Below are 15,155 nucleotides of genomic sequence, written 5' to 3'. Positions count from 1 at the left end.
ACTATTTTTCGGTCCCTCTTCCATAATCAAATGTAATTAAGACGTTACGTATTTTAAAATTCGATCGCGGTCATAAATTCAGAAATAAACCAAATATCATAATGCGAAGATAAAAATCTGTAATTGCCAGCCCGCCTTTCCCCGTTAAAAATTTGCTGCGTCCCAGCAGTGAATGTTTCTTTTATCTCAGCAACACATACCCCTACAAAAAGGCCCTATAATTATGAAGATAAAGAACCTGTCCCTTACTCTCTGCACTACGCTCCTCCTTGCAAGCTTTGCCGGACATGCCAAGGAAGTCAAAATTGGCATGGCGATTGACGATCTGCGCCTTGAACGCTGGCAGAAAGATCGCGATATTTTTGTGAAAAAAGCGGAATCACTTGGCGCGAATGTGTTTGTGCAATCCGCGAACGGCAACGAAGAAACGCAAATGTCGCAAATTGAGAATATGATCAACCGCGGCGTCGATGTGCTGGTCATTATCCCTTATAACGGCCAGGTATTAAGTAACGTCGTTAAAGAAGCCAAACAAGAAGGCATAAAAGTCTTAGCCTATGACCGTATGATTAATAATGCGGATATCGATTATTATATTTCGTTCGACAATGAAAAAGTGGGTGAATTACAGGCTAAAAGCCTGATCGACAAAGTACCTCAGGGCAATTATTTCCTGATGGGCGGCTCGCCGGTTGATAACAACGCCAAGCTGTTCCGCGAAGGGCAAATGAAAGTCCTGAAGCCGTATATCGACAGCGGTAAGATTAAAGTGGTCGGCGATCAGTGGGCGGATGGCTGGCTGCCAGAAAACGCGCTGAAAATCATGGAAAACGCCTTAACCGCCAACAACAACAAAATCGATGCTGTCGTCGCATCCAACGATGCCACCGCAGGGGGCGCAATCCAGGCACTCAGCGCCCAGGGGCTGGCAGGAAAAGTGGCTATTTCGGGTCAGGATGCCGACCTCGCGGGCGTCAAACGCATCATGGCAGGCACACAAACCATGACCGTCTACAAACCGATTACCCAGCTTGCGAATACGGCGGCGGAAATTGCCGTGGAGCTGGGAAATGGTAAGCAACCTAAGGCAGACGCGACGCTGAATAACGGGCTTAAAGATGTTCCGGCTCGTCTGCTCACCCCCATTGAAGTCAATAAAGACAACATTGACGCCACCGTCATTAAAGACGGTTTCCACAAGAAGAGTGAACTGTAATCCAGCGCGCCCCTGCTCTGCGGGGGCGCATCGAGTTGTACTGTTCTTCCCTCGGGTCATGTGGAGCAGTTATGCCTTATTTACTTGAAATGAAAAGCATCACCAAGCGCTTTGGCGCGGTGAAAGCGGTCGACAACGTCAGTCTGCGGCTCAATCCCGGCGAAGTGGTCTCGCTGTGTGGCGAAAACGGATCGGGCAAATCGACGTTGATGAAAGTGTTGTGTGGGATCTACCCGCATGGCAGTTACGAAGGCGAAATTGTCTTTGCCGGTGAAGTGATTCAGGCGACACACATTCGCGATACCGAACGCAAAGGCATCGCCATCATCCACCAGGAGCTGGCGCTGGTGAAGCACCTCACCGTGCTGGAGAACATTTTTCTGGGGGCCGAAATTTCACGTCATGGCGTACTGGATTACGACACCATGACGCTACGCTGTGAAAAACTGCTGGCCCAGGTAAGTCTCGCGATTTCCCCGGATACGCGCGTCGGTGATCTTGGCCTCGGGCAACAACAGCTGGTTGAAATCGCCAAGGCGCTGAACAAACAGGTAAGGCTGCTGATCCTCGATGAGCCAACGGCCTCCCTCACCGAGCAGGAAACGGCCGTCCTGCTCAATATCATTCGCGATCTGCAAAACCACGGCATTGCGTGCATCTACATTTCGCACAAGCTCAATGAGGTAAAAGCCATTTCGGACACCATCTGTGTGATCCGCGACGGTCAGCACATCGGCACACGTGAAGCTGCCGGCATGAGTGAAGATGACATTATCACCATGATGGTGGGGCGCGAGCTCACGGCGCTCTATCCAAACGAAACGCACACCACGGGTGACGAAGTGTTACGGGTGGAAAACCTCACCGCGTGGCATCCCGTTAACCGCCACATCAAGCGCGTTAATGACGTCTCGTTTTCCCTTCACAGCGGCGAAATCCTCGGTATTGCGGGGTTAGTCGGGGCCGGGCGAACTGAAGCCGTCCAGTGCCTGTTTGGCGTATGGCCGGGTCGCTGGGAAGGCCGTATTTTTATCGACGGACAGCCGGTAAAAATCGAGAACTGCCAGCAGGCGATTGCCCACGGTATCGCCATGGTACCGGAAGATCGCAAGAAAGATGGCATCGTCCCGGTCATGGCGGTGGGTAAAAACATCACGCTTGCCGCGCTCGATAGGTTCTCCGGTGCGCTGAGCAGCCTCGATGATGCTGCTGAGCAGCAGTGCATTCTCCAGTCGCTCGCCAGACTCAAGGTCAAAACATCCTCCCCGGAACTGGCCATTGGACGTCTGAGCGGGGGCAACCAGCAGAAGGCAATCCTGGCGCGCTGCCTGCTCCTCAACCCACGCATATTGATCCTGGACGAGCCGACGCGTGGGATCGATATCGGCGCCAAGTACGAAATCTACAAACTGATTAATCAGCTTGTACAGCAAGGGATTGCCGTCATTGTCATCTCGTCTGAGTTACCCGAAGTGCTCGGCCTGAGCGATCGCGTGCTGGTCATGCACGAGGGAAAACTGAAAGCCAATCTGATTAACCAGAACCTGACGCAGGAGCAGGTGATGGAAGCCGCTTTAAGGAGCGAACGTCATGTCGAAAAGCAATCCGTCTGATATTAAAGTCGCTGTTCCGACGCCCGGCGCGTTTGCCGGGCTAAAAGCGCTGAACCTGCAGGTTTTCGTGATGATCGCGGCGATTATTGCCATCATGTTGTTCTTTACCTGGATGACCGATGGCTCGTACTTAAGCGCGCGTAACGTCTCTAACCTGCTGCGTCAGACTGCCATTACCGGCATCCTCGCGGTGGGTATGGTATTCGTGATTATCTCGGCGGAAATCGACCTGTCGGTGGGGTCGATGATGGGTCTGCTTGGTGGCGTGGCGGCCATTTTTGACGTCTGGCTTGGCTGGCCACTGCCGCTGACCATTGCGGTTACGCTGGTGCTGGGTCTGCTGCTGGGCGCCTGGAACGGCTGGTGGGTTGCCTACCGTAAAGTCCCGTCGTTCATTGTCACGCTGGCGGGGATGCTGGCCTTCCGCGGGATCCTAATTGGCATCACCAACGGCACCACCGTCTCCCCTACCAGCGCAGCCATGTCACAAATTGGTCAGAGCTACCTCGCCGATAGCGTCGGCTTTACGTTCGGTGTGATTGGGTTGCTGGCGTTTGTGGCCTGGCAGTGGCGTGGGCGAATGCGCCGTCAGGCGTTGGGTCTGGCATCGCCAGCGTCAACGTCCACAGTCGGTCGTCAGGCACTCACTGCGGTCATTGTACTGGGCGCAATCTGGCTTCTGAACGACTATCGCGGTGTCCCGACGCCGGTATTGCTGCTGGCACTGTTGCTGCTGGCCGGGATGTTTATGGCCACGCGTACCGCGTTTGGTCGCCGTATTTATGCCATCGGCGGCAACCTTGAGGCTGCTCGCCTTTCAGGGATCAACGTCGAGCGCACCAAACTCGCCGTCTTCGCCATTAACGGCCTGATGGTTGCTATCGCCGGGTTGATCCTCAGCTCGCGTCTGGGGGCGGGTTCTCCCTCGGCCGGGAACATCGCCGAGCTGGATGCTATCGCCGCCTGTGTCATTGGCGGCACCAGCCTCGCAGGCGGTGTCGGCAGCGTGGCAGGCGCGGTGATGGGGGCATTTATTATGGCTTCGTTGGATAACGGGATGAGTATGATGGACGTCCCGACGTTTTGGCAGTATATCGTCAAGGGGGCCATTCTTTTGCTGGCAGTCTGGATGGACTCTGCAACCAAGCGACGAGCCTGATAACAATATTGTGACTTATTTGGGAAGTTAGCCATGTTTGAAAAGCGTCACCGCATCACGTTGTTATTCAATGCCAACAAAGCCTACGACCGTCAGGTGGTGGAGGGCGTTGGTGAATATTTGCAGGCGTCGCAATCCGAGTGGGATATTTTTATCGAAGAAGATTTCCGAACCCGTCTCGAAAACATCAAAGAGTGGCTGGGCGATGGGGTCATCGCTGACTACGACGACCCCGTCATTGAGCAATTGCTGACTGACGTCGACGTTCCGATTGTCGGCGTCGGCGGCTCTTACCATGCGCCCGAGCACTATCCGCCGGTCCACTATATCGCCACCGATAACCATGCGCTGGTTGAGACCGCCTTCCTGCATTTGAAAGAGAAAGGCGTCCATCGCTTCGCGTTTTATGGTTTACCGTCAACCAGCGGCAAGCGCTGGGCAGTTGAGCGCGAACATGCTTTCTGCCAGCTTGTCGCGCAGGAGAAGTACCGCGGCGTGGTTTATCAGGGGCTGGAGACCGCGCCGGAAAACTGGCAGCACGCGCAAAACAGACTGGCGGACTGGCTGCAAACCCTGCCGCCGCAAACCGGCATTATTGCCGTCACGGATGCTCGTGCCCGCCACGTCTTGCAGGTCTGCGAACATTTACACATTCCGGTGCCGGAAAAACTGTGCGTCATTGGCATCGATAACGAGGAGCTGACGCGTTACCTCTCTCGCGTGGCGCTCTCGTCCGTTGCACAGGGTACGCGTCAGATGGGTTATCAGGCGGCGAAGTTACTGCATCGTCTGCTGGATAAAGAAGCGTTGCCGCTTCAGCGCTTACTGGTTCCCCCTGTCCGTGTAGTCGAACGCCGTTCAACGGATTACCGCTCCTTAAGCGACCCGGCAGTTATTCAGGCCATGCACTACATTCGCAACAACGCCTGCAAAGGGATTAAGGTCGATCAGGTGCTGGACTCGGTGGGCATTTCCCGTTCGAATCTGGAGAAGCGGTTTAAAGAAGAAGTGGGCGAAACCATTCATGCGGTCATCCACGCCGAGAAACTGGAGAAAGCGCGCAGCCTGCTGATCTCCACCTCATTGTCGATCAACGAAATCTCACAGATGTGCGGTTACCCGTCGCTGCAATATTTTTATTCGGTGTTCCGAAAGGAGTATGAAAGTACGCCAAAAGAGTACCGGGAGCGTCACAGCGAAGTGATGATGTAGAGAAAAGAAAACGCCTTCCATCGGAAGGCGTTTTTTTGAATTACATATGTGCGGCGATTAAGCGCTGGTTATCCTGGTACATCGCGAACAGATAGTTGTTATAGCTCTGTCCCTTGGTCGAATAACCTTTCAGCTTGTGGATCATCGTGCTGGCCGTCACTTCCTGATCCGCTTTACGCAGCTGAGCGCGCGATTTACGGAACGATGAGTAGGCCGGATGCGTGTTCAGATTCACCACGTAGGCATTCACGGAATCTTTCACCGATTCAAACTGAGAATAACCTTTCACCTTACCTGGTGCATTGTTACAACGCCCCTTGATACATTTCATACCAAACAGGTTGTTGTTGTTACGCGCCAGTTTCGAGGTGCCCCAGCCACTTTCGGCTGCAGCCATGGTCGCAACCATGCTCCCCGGGATAATGTCGACACGCTCTAAGAGAGAGTTCCACGGCACACGGCGCGTGTTACCGTTCCAGCTCACCTTGTAGCGTTTGGTGATATCTTTCAGACGCGCGCGTTCTGATGGCGACCAACGGCTGTCGTACTGTTTGGCAATCAACCAGTTACGATCCGCAGTAATCGCGGCGTTTTGACTTGTGATGTAAGGCATTACCGTCCGGAGAAACGCTTTTTTCCTTGGTGTTCCGGAAGGGTATTTTCGCAAATCAGGAAGTGAACTACTCTTTGCACTATTGCGAGAATACTCTTGTTTACTGCTAACCTTACTACTTGTCGTCTTTATTACGTGGGCTTTCTTACTCGTTGTATCCGTGTGCGTCTTCGCAAGCACCTCACCCGAAAATGCCATGGTGAGTAACATGAGTATCGCGGCCCCATATCGTCGAATGGGAGTCGATATCATTAGGTCTCCTGGTCGGATATAAACATTCCAACACCTTATTTTTTTCACAAATTTGAGAGCGGAATCTCAAATCATAACAAAAATAGACTGCAAGAGCACGTATAGAAATAGTCCAATTCCGAAACTATGTCACCTGAAACCTGCTCACATAAGCATCAATTCTGAAAAATTGTGCGCGAACTCGCAGATAACTTCCTAATTTTGCGCGGGATCACTCATCCTCACGCGTCATCCTTGCAGAAAGCCCTGGGGGATGAGTTTTTACCCCACACCTGATGGCACACTGGTCAAAAATGCCGCGACAGGAAAATGGAATGAAACGCACCGCATTAGCTTTTCTGATGTTACCCGCACTGGCTCATGCTGACTGGTCATCACCGGGTTTCAACGCCTTTAGCGCCGAAGGTACCGGGATATTCACCAGCCAGGCAAAGCTTGCGAAGGGTACTCGCCCTCTTACGCTGAGTTTTGATAACACGTGCTGGCAGCCAACGGATGCAATAAAACTCAATGAGATGCTGTCGCTTAAAAAATGTGACGGCACGCCGCCGCAGTGGCGACTGTTCCGCGACGGCGAGTATCAGATGCGTGTCGATACCCGCTCCGGTACGCCCACACTGATGCTGACTATTCAGAGCGCAACGGAACCGTCGCTTGCAAACGTTACCCGCCAGTGTCCGAAGTGGGACGGTAAACCCCTGACGCTTGAAGTTGGCAACGATTTCCCGGAAGGATCGGTGGTCCGTGATTTCTACAGCAAACAGACTGCAACTGTGCAGAATGGAAAAATCACCCTGCAACCCGCCGCCAACAGCAACGGCCTGCTGCTGCTTGAACGCGCCGAGACCGACAAACCTGCGCCGTTTAGCTGGCAAAACGCCACCGTCTATTTCGTGCTGACTGACCGCTTTGTCAACGGCGATCCCTCTAACGATAACAGCTATGGACGCCACAAAGATGGCATGCAGGAGATCGGCACCTTCCACGGTGGCGATCTCAAGGGGCTTACAACCCGGCTCGATTATTTACAGCAGCTGGGCGTGAATGCGCTCTGGATAAGCTCCCCGCTGGAGCAGATCCACGGCTGGGTTGGCGGTGGCACCAAAGGTGACTTCCCCCACTACGCCTATCATGGCTACTACACCCAGGACTGGACCACGCTTGATGCCAACATGGGCACCGAAGATGATTTACGCCACCTTGTCGATGAAGCGCATAAACGCGGGATCCGCATCCTGTTTGATATCGTCATGAACCACACGGGTTACGCGACGCTCGCAGACATGCAGGCGTTCCAGTTCGGGGCCCTTTATCTGCAGGGTGATGAACTGAAAAAAACGCTGGGCGAGCACTGGACGGACTGGAAGCCGGGAGCAGGCCAAAGCTGGCACAGCTTCAACGATTACATCAACTTCAGCGACAAAGCCGCCTGGGAAAAATGGTGGGGTAAAAAGTGGATCCGCACCGACATTGGCGATTATGACAATCCCGGCTTCGACGATTTAACCCTGTCGCTGGCGTTCCTGCCGGACCTGAAAACGGAGTCGACGACCCCTTCCGGTTTACCTAATTTCTATCAACATAAACCCGATACCCACGCGAAGGCCATTTCGGGCTACACCCCGCGTGATTACCTGACCCACTGGCTCAGCCAGTGGGTACGTGACTATGGCATTGACGGTTTCCGTGTGGATACGGCAAAACACGTGGAACTCGAGGCCTGGCAGCAGTTGAAAGATCAGGCAAGCCAGGCGCTGGCAGCCTGGAAAGGCGCGAACCCCGACAAAAAACTCGACAATACCCCGTTCTGGATGACCGGCGAGTCATGGGGCCACGGCGTGATGCAAAGCGATTATTACCGCCACGGGTTTGACGCGATGATCAACTTTGATTATCAGGAGCAGGCAGCAAAAGCGGTCGGTTGTCTGGCGGACATCGACCTGACCTGGCAGCAGATGGCGGAAAAACTGCAAAGCTTCAATGTCCTGAGCTATCTCTCGTCGCATGACACACGCCTTTTCCGTGAAGGCGGCCAGCGTGCCGCAGAGCTGCTCCTGCTCGCACCGGGCAGCGTACAAATTTACTACGGCGATGAATCCGAGCGGCCATTCGGACCGACAGGGTCCGATCCATTACAGGGCACCCGCTCGGATATGAACTGGCAGGACGTGACGGGCAAGCAGGCCTTAACCGTCGCCCACTGGCAGGTTCTGGGCCAGTTCCGCGCCCGGCATCCCGCAATAGGTGAAGGCAAACAAACCACGCTGTCGCTGAAAGAAGGCTACGGCTTCGTTCGCGAGCACAATAGCGATAAGGTCATGGTGGTGTGGGCGGGTAATCAATAACGACGCAAACCGGTTCCCTCTCCCCCTCCGGGAGAGGGATATTTCACCAGAACAATCCACTACCTAAATACCTTCCCACCACATAAAACAACAATCCTGACCGCATCTCTCGATTTGCACCAGCACGGTGCTAGCGTTATGGTTACCCACTTTCAAAATAAGCTCGACAGATCACCTGCTATGACGTTTTCACTTTTCGGCGACAAATTCACCCGCCATTCAGGCATTACTCGCCTGATGGAGGACCTCAACGACGGGCTGCGCACACCAGGCGCCATCATGCTCGGCGGCGGAAACCCGGCTCAAATCCCGGAGATGAACACCTATTTTCAGACGCTGCTGGCTCAGATGCTGGAAAGCGGGAAAGCAACTGATGCGCTTTGCAACTACGACGGCCCACAGGGTAAAACCGAACTGCTGACACTGCTTGCTGAAATGCTGCGCAAAGAGCTGGGTTGGGATATCGAACCACAGAATATTGCACTGACAAACGGCAGTCAGAGCGCATTTTTCTACTTGTTTAATCTGTTCGCAGGCCGTCGTGCCGACGGCACTACCAAAAAAGTGCTGTTCCCGCTGGCGCCAGAGTACATCGGCTATGCCGATTCCGGCCTCGAAGAGGATCTGTTCGTCTCGGCGCGCCCGAATATTGAGCTGCTGCCAGAAGGCCAGTTCAAATATCACGTCGACTTTGAACATCTGCATATTGGTGAAGAGACGGGCATGATCTGCGTATCACGTCCAACCAACCCAACGGGCAACGTCATCACCGACGACGAACTGATGAAGCTGGATGCGCTGGCGAATCAGCACGACATCCCGCTGGTGATTGATAACGCTTATGGCGTGCCGTTCCCGGGGATCATCTTCAGCGAAGCACGTCCGCTGTGGAACCCGAACATCGTCCTGTGTATGAGCCTTTCCAAGCTGGGTCTGCCGGGCAGCCGTTGCGGGATCATCATCGCCAATGAAAAAATCATCACCGCCATTACCAACATGAACGGCATTATCAGCCTTTCCCCGGGGGGAATCGGCCCGGCGATGATGTGCGAAATGATCAAACGTAATGACCTGCTGCGCCTGTCGAACGAGGTTATCAAGCCGTTCTATTACCAGCGGGTACAGGAAACGATCGCCATTCTTCGCCGCTACTTACCGGAAGAACGCTGCCTGATCCACAAACCTGAAGGGGCAATTTTCCTGTGGCTGTGGTTTAAGGATCTGCCGATCACCACCGAGCTTCTCTACCAGCGCCTGAAAAAGCGCGGCGTGTTGATGGTGCCGGGTGATTACTTCTTCCCGGGTCTGGATAAGCCGTGGCCGCATACGCATCAGTGCATGCGCATGAACTACGTGCCCGATCCGGAGAAAATCGAAGCGGGCGTGAAAATTCTCGCCGAAGAGATTGAGTACGCCTGGCGCGAAGATAGCCAGTAACGCGTTACGCCAGATTATGCAGCCGTTCGGTGCGTAATCTGGCGGGGTCAACGCAGCGCAGCGCGTGGGTTGGGCACGCCTCCACACAGGCGGGTCCAGCCTCGCGATCTGCGCACAAATCACATTTCACCGCCTGAACACGGTTCCCCACTCGCTGAACCTGCATTGCCCCAAACGGGCACGCTACCACACAACTTTTACAGCCAATACAGCGCGCCGGCTCCACCCGCCAGGCACCCGCGGTGTGGCGAATCGCCTGTGTCGGACAAACAGTGGCACAAGGGGCATCTTCACACTGATGGCAGCCCACAGCCGTAGTGAATGCGCCGCCTTTGACCACCCGAATGCGGGGCGCAAACGCGCCTGCAGAAAGCATTCCCTGATGCGACACCACGCAGGCCACTTCGCAGGTACGACAGCCAATGCATTTTTCCGTATCAGCCAGGATAAATCGGTTCATCTGTCACGCTCCGCGCACGTTAAAACCCAACTCTTTTGAGATAGCCTCTGCCGTTTCCCGCAGCGGTTTCAGCAGGTTTTTTTCACCAATTTGCTTCATGCGGGACGTCGAGAGCGAAATGGAGATCGCGTACGGCACGCGGCCATGAATATCAAACACCGGTACGGCAAGACAGGAGACGCCCAGCTCGTTCTCTTCTTTATCCATCGCCATGCTGTGCTCGCGGATTTCCGCCAGCTCGTCATACATCGCGCTCAGTTCGGTAATCGTGTTGCGGGTGAGCGGCTGGATCTGCTCCTGATGGCTCTGCCAGTAGCTCGCCACATAGTCCTGATGACCAAACGCCATGTAGATTTTGCCCATCGCCGAACAATAGAGCGGCATATGCTGACCGATGTAAGCACGCGTGCGCAGCATACCGGTTGTGGGCTCCAGCTTATAAATCAGAATCGCGTGATCGTCCTCGCGGCTTGAGAAGTTCACCGTCTCACCGGTGGCGATATTCAGCGTCTCAAGGTGCGGGGCCGCCACGTGAATGATATTCAGCGACGACAGCGCCTTTTGCCCGACGGCGATAAATTTGGTGGTCAGGCGGTAGCTGCCCGCCGCAGGCGCCGGGGTAACATACCCGCACGACTGTAATCCCTGCAGTAAACGGTGCACGGTGCTTTTATTCAGCCCTGCCAGTTCCGATAAATGGGCCAACGGACACCCGTTCGGGTAGTTGCTGAGGATCTCAATCAGCATCAGGCCGCGAAACAAGCTCTGGCTACCTGCTGGCCTCTCTTTTTCTTGCGTCATTTCGCTCTCTTTCGTGCTCATCCAATGGCTCCTTTTTATCGCGTCCTGATGGTAGCGCAAAGTGTGGTTCAGTTCACGATCTCAACAGAAAAAACACAACCATTTGATTTTAATCGATTTTGAAAATCATGAATGTCGTTGATCTGGCAAAATTTGAACGCTATATTTGAAATCAGATTTCGCATAGTGAAATTTAGCGATAAAAAAGCACTCACACTTGCCCCGACAAAAACAGGAGAACAGGGATGAAAGTGACCTTTGAAGAGTTAAAAGCGGCGTTCAGGCGGGTCCTGGTCGATCGCGGCGTAAAAGCGGACACCGCCGACGCCTGCGCGGAGATGTTTGCCCGCACCACGGAATCGGGCGTCTATTCACACGGGGTTAACCGCTTCCCTCGCTTCATTCAGCAGCTTGATGCCGGCGACATCATTCCTGATGCCCAGCCAACACGGGTGACCTCGCTAGGTGCCATCGAACAGTGGGATGCCCGACGTTCCATTGGCAACCTGACGGCGAAAAAGATGATGGATCGCGCCACCGAACTGGCCGCCGACCACGGTATCGGCCTGGTGGCACTGCGAAACGCCAACCACTGGATGCGCGGTGGCAGCTACGGCTGGCAGGCCGCAGAGAAGGGGTACATCGGGATCTGCTGGACTAACTCCATTGCCGTCATGCCAGCCTGGGGCTCGAAAGCGTGCTGCATCGGCACTAACCCTCTGATCGTGGCGATTCCGTCTACGCCGATCACAATGGTCGATATGTCGATGTCAATGTTCTCCTACGGCATGCTGGAAGTGAATCGCCTGGCCGGACGCACGTTGCCGGTGGATGGGGGCTTTGACGATGAAGGGCATCTCACCAGAGAACCTGGTGTGATCGAGAAAAACCGCCGCATTCTGCCGATGGGCTACTGGAAAGGATCGGGCTTATCCATCGTCCTCGACATGATCGCAACCCTGCTCTCCAACGGATCCTCCGTTGCGGAAGTGACCCAGGACAACAGCGACGAATATGGCGTGTCACAAATCTTTATCGCCATCGAGGTCGATCGTTTGATCGACGGACCCACCCGCGATGCCAAACTGCAGCGCATCATGGACTTTATCATCAACGCCGAGCGGGCTGATGACAACGTCGCGGTTCGACTGCCGGGTCATGAATTCACACGTCTGCTCGAAGAGAACCGCCGCAACGGCATCACCATTGACGACAGCGTGTGGGCGAAAATCCAGTCTCTGTAAGGAGTGGGCCATGATTTTAGGACATATTTCGCAGCCAAATCCGTGTCGCCTGCCGCGGGCGATAGAGAAAGCGCTCGATTTTCTGCGCACCACGGATTTCACGGCGCTGGCACCTGGCGTGGTGGACATTGACGGACGAAACATTTTTGCTCAGGTGCTCGACCTCACCACCCGGACGTGGGATGAGAACCGTCCCGAAGTGCACCGTCGCTATCTGGACATTCAGTTTCTGGCATGGGGTGAAGAGAAAATCGGTGTCGCCATTGATACCGGCAATAACGAAATAAGCGAATCACTGCTGGAACAGCGGGATATTATTTTTTATCACGGCAGCGAAAATGAATCATTTATAGAAATGACGCCCGGCAGTTACGCCATATTTTTTCCGCAGGATGTTCACCGTCCTGCCTGCATTAAAAATAAGGTATCGGCAATTCGTAAAATTGTGGTGAAAGTAGCAATCAGCGAAATAGATTAATTTTCTGAACTCTATTGGGAATGCGAAATGACTAACACCGGTTTTATAATTGGTGCGTACCCCTGCGCACCCTCGTTTCACCAGCAAGGGGAACAAGAAGAGCAGGACTTCTGGCGAGCGCTTTCCGATACGCCAGATATTCGCGGGCTGGAGCAACCGTGTCTTGAGGATCTCCATCCGTTGGGTGACGAATGGCTGTTCCGCCATACGCCGGGAGACTGGCAAATGGTGGTTACCGCGGTGATGGAAACCATGCGCCGCCGCGGCACAAATGGCGCGTTTGGCCTGGCCTCTGCCGATGAAGAACAGCGCAAAGCCTGCGTTGACTATTACCGCCATCTGCTGCGAAAGATTGATGCCATCAATACTCGCTTTCCAGGCAAAATTATTGCCCTGGAGATGCAAGCCGCGCCGCAGGCGGGAAACCCGTCTGTTGAACAAGCTACCGCTGCGTTTTCCCGTTCTGTACGTGAAATCACCTCATGGGACTGGTCATGCGACCTGGTGCTTGAACACTGCGATGCCATGACCGGCCCCGCGCCACGAAAGGGGTTTTTGCCCTTAGCGCAGGTGCTTGAGGTGGTGAAAGAAACGGATATCAGCGTATGCATTAACTGGGCGCGGTCGGCTATCGAAGGACGCAATACCACGCTGCCGCCTGAACATGTTAAAGCCGCACTTGAGGCCGGGAAGCTGGGCGCACTGATGTTCTCCGGGACCTCCGTCCGCGGAGCGTACGGCGAATGGCAGGATCTGCACGCGCCATTTTCCCCGTTCTGCGCCGACAGTTTAATGACCACCGACCAGGTAAAAGCACTTTTTACTGCGGCGAGTACCGCAACATTGAAATTCTCCGGTATTAAATTACTGGAAATAAATGCTAATGCTAACGTCAGCCATCGCATCGCTATTTTGCGTGACGGCATTAGTGAAATGAAAAAAGCAACGCAATAACAATAAAAATCTTATTCCGGTTACATTCACTGAGATATTAAATATGAATATTTCTACTCATGCTCTACAAGCGGATATTCCGCGCCAGCGCTGGTTAAGAATCATTCCGCCTATTCTTATCGCCTGTATTATTTCATATATGGACCGCGTGAATATCGCATTTGCGATGCCAGGCGGTATGGATGAAGAGTTAGGTATCTCTGCCACCATGGCAGGCCTGGCGGGTGGGATCTTCTTTATCGGTTATCTGTTCCTGCAGGTGCCCGGCGGCAAGATTGCCGTGCATGGCAGCGGTAAGAAGTTTATTGGCTGGTCGCTGGTTGCCTGGGCGGTGATTTCAGTCCTGACCGGCGTTGTGACCAACCAGTATCAACTGCTGGCACTGCGCTTCTTACTCGGTGTGGCAGAAGGCGGGATGCTGCCTGTGGTGCTCACGATGATCAGTAACTGGTTCCCGGACGCCGAACGCGGCCGCGCCAATGCGATTGTCATCATGTTTGTTCCCATTGCGGGGATCATCACCGCGCCCCTGTCGGGCTGGATTATCACCGCACTTGACTGGCGCTGGCTGTTCATCATTGAAGGGCTGATGTCCATTGTGGTGCTGGTGCTCTGGGTGTTCACCGTCTACGACCGCCCGCAGGAGGCTCGCTGGATCTCCGAGGCCGAGAAAAATTATCTGATACAAACGCTGGCCGCAGAACAGCAGGCTATTGCCGGAAAAGCGGTGAAAAATGCCTCGCTGAGTGCTGTTCTGTCCGACAAAACCATGTGGCAGCTGATTGCCCTGAACTTCTTCTACCAGACCGGGATTTACGGTTACACCCTCTGGCTGCCAACCATTCTCAAAGAGCTGACGCATACCAGCATCGGCCAGGTGGGAATGCTCGCCATCCTGCCTTATGTCGGCGCCATTGCGGGCATGTTCCTGTTCTCCTCACTGTCTGACCGTACCGGCAAGCGCAAGCTGTTCGTCTCCCTGCCGCTGATTGGCTTCGCGCTCTGCATGTTCCTCTCCGTGGCGTTGAAAGAGAACATCTGGCTGGCCTATGCCGCGCTGGTGGGCTGTGGCTTCTTCCTGCAGTCCGCTGCGGGTGTGTTCTGGACGATCCCGGCGCGCCTGTTCAGCGCAGAGATGGCCGGTGGCGCTCGCGGCGTGATTAACGCCCTGGGTAACCTCGGTGGGTTCTGCGGCCCTTACGCGGTGGGCGTGCTGATTACCCTCTACAGCAAAGATGCCGGGGTGTACTGCCTCGCGGTTTCACTGGCGCTGGCCTCGCTGCTCGCCCTGATGCTACCGGCGAAATGCGATGCCGGAGCGGAACCCAACCCCGGCGTGAACCCGCATAAGCACGCAGCCTGATCCCCCCG

The 15,155-nt window shown here is 54.4% G+C and carries 13 protein-coding genes; 10 read left to right on the top strand and 3 right to left on the bottom strand.

The window, feature by feature from the left end; translation table 11 throughout:
* Positions 1-223 precede the first annotated feature (223 nt).
* From xylF to xylR, 4 genes are all read left to right on the top strand, one after another.
* Entirely contained in the window at positions 224-1,216 is a 993-nt protein-coding gene (gene xylF / locus BJP35_RS04250) for a D-xylose ABC transporter substrate-binding protein (protein WP_032679983.1), read from the top strand.
* Between the two features lie 71 nt (positions 1,217-1,287).
* Positions 1,288-2,829: a xylose ABC transporter ATP-binding protein gene (locus BJP35_RS04245; RefSeq protein WP_086462923.1), complete on the top strand. Its 1,542-nt coding sequence runs from the start codon at positions 1,288-1,290 to the stop codon at positions 2,827-2,829.
* Positions 2,807-3,988 (top strand): xylose ABC transporter permease XylH, encoded by a 1,182-nt coding sequence (gene xylH / locus BJP35_RS04240; protein ID WP_014168116.1) that lies wholly within the window; start codon positions 2,807-2,809, stop codon positions 3,986-3,988. Before BJP35_RS04245 ends, xylH begins: the two co-directional genes overlap by 23 nt.
* Positions 3,989-4,021: 33 nt before the next feature.
* The gene (gene xylR / locus BJP35_RS04235) at positions 4,022-5,200 is read left to right on the top strand and encodes a D-xylose utilization transcriptional activator XylR (protein WP_020882649.1); all 1,179 of its coding nucleotides are present in this window, start codon (positions 4,022-4,024) and stop codon (positions 5,198-5,200) included.
* Positions 5,201-5,240: 40 nt separating this feature from the next.
* On the opposite strand, the gene BJP35_RS04230 is transcribed toward xylR, so the two are convergent.
* The gene (locus BJP35_RS04230) at positions 5,241-6,065 is read right to left on the bottom strand and encodes a protein bax (protein ID WP_020882650.1); all 825 of its coding nucleotides are present in this window, start codon (positions 6,063-6,065) and stop codon (positions 5,241-5,243) included.
* A gap of 314 nt (positions 6,066-6,379) precedes the next feature.
* Between BJP35_RS04230 and BJP35_RS04225 the strand changes: the two genes are divergently transcribed.
* A complete protein-coding gene (locus BJP35_RS04225) occupies positions 6,380-8,410 on the top strand; it encodes an alpha-amylase (RefSeq protein ID WP_047742810.1) in 2,031 nt (676 codons plus the stop codon).
* Positions 8,411-8,590: 180 nt separating this feature from the next.
* The gene (gene avtA / locus BJP35_RS04220) at positions 8,591-9,847 is read left to right on the top strand and encodes a valine--pyruvate transaminase (RefSeq protein WP_020882652.1); all 1,257 of its coding nucleotides are present in this window, start codon (positions 8,591-8,593) and stop codon (positions 9,845-9,847) included.
* A gap of 4 nt (positions 9,848-9,851) precedes the next feature.
* On the opposite strand, the gene BJP35_RS04215 is transcribed toward avtA, so the two are convergent.
* Both BJP35_RS04215 and yiaJ read right to left on the bottom strand, forming a co-directional pair.
* A complete protein-coding gene (locus BJP35_RS04215) occupies positions 9,852-10,307 on the bottom strand; it encodes a 4Fe-4S binding protein (RefSeq protein ID WP_047742808.1) in 456 nt (151 codons plus the stop codon).
* Positions 10,308-10,310: 3 nt separating this feature from the next.
* Positions 10,311-11,129 carry an IclR family transcriptional regulator YiaJ gene (yiaJ, locus tag BJP35_RS04210; RefSeq protein WP_020882654.1) on the bottom strand — a complete coding sequence of 273 codons (819 nt, stop codon included), beginning with the start codon at positions 11,127-11,129 and terminating at the stop codon, positions 10,311-10,313.
* 224 nt (positions 11,130-11,353) lie between these two features.
* On the opposite strand from yiaJ, the gene yiaK reads away from it, so the two are divergent.
* Genes yiaK through BJP35_RS04190 form a run of 4 tightly spaced genes read left to right on the top strand, consistent with a single transcriptional unit; the run spans position 11,354 to position 15,147 of the window.
* On the top strand, positions 11,354-12,352 hold the full coding sequence (yiaK, locus tag BJP35_RS04205; protein WP_014168108.1) for a 3-dehydro-L-gulonate 2-dehydrogenase: 999 nt from the start codon (positions 11,354-11,356) through the stop codon (positions 12,350-12,352).
* 10 nt (positions 12,353-12,362) lie between these two features.
* Complete coding sequence (locus BJP35_RS04200) at positions 12,363-12,830, top strand: YhcH/YjgK/YiaL family protein (RefSeq protein WP_086462922.1); 468 nt, start codon at positions 12,363-12,365, stop codon at positions 12,828-12,830.
* 27 nt (positions 12,831-12,857) lie between these two features.
* Positions 12,858-13,784 carry a DUF4862 family protein gene (locus tag BJP35_RS04195; RefSeq protein ID WP_086462921.1) on the top strand — a complete coding sequence of 309 codons (927 nt, stop codon included), beginning with the start codon at positions 12,858-12,860 and terminating at the stop codon, positions 13,782-13,784.
* 43 nt (positions 13,785-13,827) lie between these two features.
* Positions 13,828-15,147, top strand: a complete 1,320-nt coding sequence (locus BJP35_RS04190; RefSeq protein WP_014168105.1) for an MFS transporter — start codon at positions 13,828-13,830, stop codon at positions 15,145-15,147.
* Positions 15,148-15,155: the final 8 nt, after the last annotated feature.

Source organism: Enterobacter sp. J49 (assembly GCF_002148625.1).
GTDB classification, from domain to species: domain Bacteria; phylum Pseudomonadota; class Gammaproteobacteria; order Enterobacterales; family Enterobacteriaceae; genus Enterobacter; species Enterobacter ludwigii.
Note: the sequence above shows the minus strand (reverse complement) of the source record. Positions and strands in the feature narration are given on the sequence as shown.

What these genes read in the sequence shown, in the direction of transcription:
- xylF (WP_032679983.1), top strand. Translation starts at nt 224, where the DNA reads ATGAAGATAAAGAACCTGTCCCTTACTCTCTGCACTACGCTCCTCCTT.
- BJP35_RS04245 (WP_086462923.1), top strand. Translation starts at nt 1,288, where the DNA reads ATGCCTTATTTACTTGAAATGAAAAGCATCACCAAGCGCTTTGGCGCG.
- xylH (WP_014168116.1), top strand. Translation starts at nt 2,807, where the DNA reads ATGTCGAAAAGCAATCCGTCTGATATTAAAGTCGCTGTTCCGACGCCC.
- xylR (WP_020882649.1), top strand. Translation starts at nt 4,022, where the DNA reads ATGTTTGAAAAGCGTCACCGCATCACGTTGTTATTCAATGCCAACAAA.
- BJP35_RS04230 (WP_020882650.1), bottom strand. Translation starts at nt 6,065, where the DNA reads ATGATATCGACTCCCATTCGACGATATGGGGCCGCGATACTCATGTTA.
- BJP35_RS04225 (WP_047742810.1), top strand. Translation starts at nt 6,380, where the DNA reads ATGAAACGCACCGCATTAGCTTTTCTGATGTTACCCGCACTGGCTCAT.
- avtA (WP_020882652.1), top strand. Translation starts at nt 8,591, where the DNA reads ATGACGTTTTCACTTTTCGGCGACAAATTCACCCGCCATTCAGGCATT.
- BJP35_RS04215 (WP_047742808.1), bottom strand. Translation starts at nt 10,307, where the DNA reads ATGAACCGATTTATCCTGGCTGATACGGAAAAATGCATTGGCTGTCGT.
- yiaJ (WP_020882654.1), bottom strand. Translation starts at nt 11,129, where the DNA reads ATGAGCACGAAAGAGAGCGAAATGACGCAAGAAAAAGAGAGGCCAGCA.
- yiaK (WP_014168108.1), top strand. Translation starts at nt 11,354, where the DNA reads ATGAAAGTGACCTTTGAAGAGTTAAAAGCGGCGTTCAGGCGGGTCCTG.
- BJP35_RS04200 (WP_086462922.1), top strand. Translation starts at nt 12,363, where the DNA reads ATGATTTTAGGACATATTTCGCAGCCAAATCCGTGTCGCCTGCCGCGG.
- BJP35_RS04195 (WP_086462921.1), top strand. Translation starts at nt 12,858, where the DNA reads ATGACTAACACCGGTTTTATAATTGGTGCGTACCCCTGCGCACCCTCG.
- BJP35_RS04190 (WP_014168105.1), top strand. Translation starts at nt 13,828, where the DNA reads ATGAATATTTCTACTCATGCTCTACAAGCGGATATTCCGCGCCAGCGC.